The following is a 4,207-nucleotide window of genomic DNA, read 5'->3' on the forward strand; positions in this document are numbered from 1 at the left end:
GAGTTATCCACAGGGATCGGGTAATTTCCGCGCGATCGCCCGAGGACTCCTAGCGTCCTCGCCATGACGACCTTGAGCCTGGGCGCGGCGAAGCGCCAAGCGATCAACGAGACGGCACGGCTGCGGATGGCGGCGCTTTTGCCGACGGGTGGCGCGCCGGTGGGCGGTGCTCCTCCGGGGGCCGCGAACGATCCCCCGTCGTCGCCGTCGCACCCTCAGCCCCCGCCCCCGGCGCACGAGGGGGAACGGACCGCCACCGGGCCTCCTACAGGTGCCTCGTCGCCGCTGCCGGTGTCGGCGCCGGTGGAGCCGCTGGATCCGCTCGACCTCCCGGATCCGCCGGGTGGTGGATCGCGCCTGCGGTTCGCCTCGGCGCTGACGCTCGACCGGCGGGCGGTGGCCGGGCTGGCGATCCTGCTGCTGTTCGCGGTCGGCTACGCCGTGCAGCACTTCTGGCTGGCCCGGCCGGAGGCGGTGGCGGTTCCCGCGCTGGCGGCCGCCTCGACGTCGTCGGCATCGTCGGTGTCCTCAGTCGCCTCGGCGTCGGGCGGCTCGTTCGCAGCCGGGGGCACGTCCGGAGCCGGCCCGCCCGAGGGCTCCACCGGCCCGGGCGCCGAGACCGTCGTCGTGGTCGACATCGGTGGCCGGGTCCGCGTCCCCGGCCTGCACACCCTGCCCGGCGGCTCGCGGGTGGCCGATGCCCTGCGGGCGGCGGGCGGTCCGCTGCCGGAGACGGACACCAGGAACCTCAACCTGGCCCGGCTCCTGACGGACGGTGAACAGATCCTGGTTGGAGAGCAGGCCCCGCCTGCAGCCCCGGCCGTCGGGGCCACAGGCGGACCTCCGGGGGCCGGCGGCCCCCGATCACCCGTCAGCCTCAACCGCGCCACCGCCGAACAGCTCGACACCCTTCCCGGCGTCGGTCCCACCCTCGCCCAGCGCATCCTCGCCTACCGCACTTCGCACGGCTCGTTCCGCTCGGTCGACCAGCTCCGGCAGGTCAGCGGCATCGGCGCCCGCACGTTCGCGGAACTGCGCCCACTGCTGACCCTCTGACGCTCCTTCCGATTTCCCTTTCCCTTTCCTTTTTCCTCCTACCGCCCTCGAAGGGGGGTGCCGCCATGTCCGCCGCCACAGCACCGCTCCCGCGCACCGGTTCCCCGAGCGCCGATTTCCGACTGCTGCTGCCCGCCGTCTCGGCCTGGGTGGTCACGGCGGTGCTCCTGCCCCTGGAGCCGGGATCCGAGGTCCTCGTCCTCCCGCTCGCGGGGGTGGCCGCACTCGCGGCCGTCCTGCTGCTCGTCCGGCCCGGGTTCCCGTCTCGGCCCGGGCTCCCGTCTAGGCCCGGCCCGCCGTTCCTGCGTGGCGTCCCGCGCCGACGAGGGGCCGCGGTGACGCTCGCCGCCGTGCTGCTCACCGGAGCGGCGGCCGCTGTCGCGACCCCGCTGCACACCGCCGACCTGCACCGGGGGCCGCTGCCGGAGCTCGTCCGAGCGGCCGAGAACGCCCCGCCCCGGTCCCCGGGCACGCCCGCCCCGGTGGTGGACGTCGAACTGACCGTCGCCGGGGACCCGAAGGTGCACACCTCCCGGGGCGGTACCACCGGCGGGCAGACCCTCCTCACCGTGAAGGCGGTGGCCGACCGGGTCACCCTCCTCCCGGACGGGCGCGCCACCAGGACGCACACCCCCGTGACCGTCATGGTCCGCGGGGCGGAGAGCGAGCACTGGCTACGGCGGCTCCCGTCCGAGCGGCTGGCCGTGGAGGCCGAGGTGCGGCCGGCGGGGGAGGGGTACGACACCGAGTCCGCGGCACTGCTGGCCGTCCACGGCCCGCCCCGGCAGCTCGAGCCGCCGAGCCTGCCCCAGCGGATTGCCGGGCGGCTGCGCGAGGGCCTGCGCACGGCCAGCGACGGGCTCCCGTCGGACGCCCGCGGGCTGCTCCCCGGGCTGGTCGTCGGCGACACCTCGCGGCTGCCCGACGATCTGGTGGACGACTTCCGGGCCACCGACCTGGTGCACCTGGTGGCGGTCAGCGGGGCCAACCTGGCCATCGTCCTCGGAGTGCTACTGGGCGCACCCGGGCAGGCCGGCACCCCGGAACGGCGCGGTCTGGCCGCGCTCCTGGGCCTGCCGCTGCGCACCAGCGCCCTGCTCGGCACGGCGCTGACACTGGCCTTCGTCACCGTCTGCCGGCCCGAGCCCAGCGTGCTGCGGGCCGCGGGGACGGGGCTGATCGGCATGCTCGCCCTGGCCACCGGCCGCCCCCGCCAGGCCGTGCCCGCCCTCGCCGGAGCCGTGCTGGTCCTCGTCCTGCTGGACCCGTTCCTGGCGCACTCCTTCGGCTTCCTGCTCTCGGTCCTCGCCACGGCAGGGCTGCTGATCCTCGGACCGCACTGGGCCGAGTCCCTGCGGGCCCGGCGCTGGCCGCACCACCTGGCGGGCGCGCTCGCGGCGACGGCGGCCGCGCAGGCGCTGTGCTCACCGGTGACGGTGGTGCTCTCCGGGCACATCAGCCTGGTCGCGATCCCGTGCAACCTGCTGGCCGAGCTGGCGGTGGCCCCGGCGACGCTGCTCGGCTTCGGGGTGCTGGTCCTGCAGCCGATCCTCCCGGGTCCGGCCCGTCTGCTGGCGGAGCCCGCCGGGGTGCCGGCCAGCTGGCTCGCCTTCGTGGCACGCCGCGGAGCGGAGCTGCCGGGTGGCCAACTGTCCTGGCCGGGAGGCTGGTTCGGGACGGCCACGGTCGCGCTGGCCGTCCTGGCCACCTGTTGGGCCGCACCCCTCCTGCTGCCCCGGAGGCCGGAGCCCGGCGGGCGGGCACCCGCCCGCCGTCGCTGGGCCCGGGCGGCGGTGACGGGCGCGCTGCTGATGGTGCTGCTGGCCGTACTGCTGCGCCCGCCGCAGCTCGCCCGGATCGCCACCGGCTGGCCACCGCCGGGGTGGCGACTGGTGATGTGCGACGTCGGTCAGGGGGACATGTTGGCCCTCGCGGCCGGTGCACCGGACAGCGCGGTGGTGATCGATGCCGGGCCGGATCCGAACGCCGCCGACCGGTGCCTGCGCGAGCTCGGCATCACGACGGTGCCCCTCCTGGTGCTGACGCACTTCCACGCCGACCACGTCGAGGGCGTGCCAGGGATCTTGCGGGGCCGCCGAGTGGGCGCGGTCGAGGGAACGACCCTGGACGACCCACCGGGCGAGGCGGCCCGGGTGGCCGCCTGGACGGCGGGGGCGGGTGTGCCGCTGCTACGGGCGGGTCGTGGTGAACGGCGCTCGGCCGGCGCGGAGTTGACCTGGGAGGTGGTGTGGCCCGCCCCCGGGGCGTCCGCCGAGGCGCCAGGCGCGAACAACGCGAGCGTTGCCATGTTGGTCTCACTGACTGGAGGAATGAGGATGGCACTGCTGGGAGACCTCGAACCGCCCGCACAGTCCGCCCTGTTGGGCCGCCTGGGCCGGGTCGACGTCCTGAAGGTGGCGCACCACGGCTCGGCCCACCAGGACTGGGACCTGACCGGCGCCCTACGGCCCCGGCTCGCCCTGATCTCCTGCGGTGAGGACAACCCGTACGGGCATCCGTCCATGAAGACGGTCGACCGTCTGCGCACCCTCGGCGCCGCTGTCGTGCGCACCGACCGCGCGGGCGACATCGCTGTGACCGGCGACTCTCCTGCCACCCTGGGCGTAGCCGTCCACCCGCAGCCCACCCACGGCACTCACCGCTCGCGGGCCCACCGCCCCAGTGGCTCTCCCCACACCAGCCCCGGCCGGACCCCTGGCACACCGCGGGCTCCGCCCGCGTGATGCCCGCTCTCCTCCTCCCGACCACGAAGTGGGGAAGGGCAAGGGGTAGGGGTGGTGGGAGGAGGAGAGGTGCGGGCGCAGGCCCGGAAGAAACGTTTTTGCGGCGCGCTCCGGGCCTGCCCGGAGCGCGCCGCAGTGGTAGAGAGCCGCAGTGGTAGAGAGCCGCAGTGGTAGAGAGCCGCAGTGGTAGAGAGCCGCAGTGGTAAAGAGCCGCAGAGGTAAAGAGCCGCAGAGGTAGAGAACAGCGGTGGCCCCCCGTGCGGCAGAACACCTGAACAACGATCCCCGGCGCCGAGCCCGTGGTCTCGGCGCCGGACGAGCCTCAGAGCCGAACCGGTGCCCCCAGCGCGATGGGCCGCCGCCGGATGCTCCGGCCCGGCAGCGGCCCGCAGAACGCACCCGGCAGG

General features: G+C 75.2%; 2 protein-coding genes. Both read left to right on the forward strand.

Features of this window, described 5'->3' with window-relative positions:
* Positions 1 to 303 precede the first annotated feature (303 nt).
* Positions 304 to 1,056, forward strand: a complete 753-nt coding sequence (locus J0670_RS31895) for a ComEA family DNA-binding protein (protein WP_307806788.1) — start codon at positions 304 to 306, stop codon at positions 1,054 to 1,056.
* A 65-nt stretch (positions 1,057 to 1,121) separates the two neighbouring features.
* Positions 1,122 to 3,800: a ComEC/Rec2 family competence protein gene (locus J0670_RS31900; protein ID WP_243437816.1), complete on the forward strand. Its 2,679-nt coding sequence runs from the start codon at positions 1,122 to 1,124 to the stop codon at positions 3,798 to 3,800.
* Positions 3,801 to 4,207 lie beyond the last annotated feature (407 nt).

It is taken from the genome of Streptomyces sp. FH025 (assembly GCF_017427025.1).
Classification (GTDB): domain Bacteria; phylum Actinomycetota; class Actinomycetes; order Streptomycetales; family Streptomycetaceae; genus Kitasatospora.

Coding starts and splice junctions, on each gene's coding strand:
- J0670_RS31900 (WP_243437816.1), top strand. CDS start 1,122: ATGTCCGCCGCCACAGCACCGCTCCCGCGCACCGGTTCCCCGAGCGCC.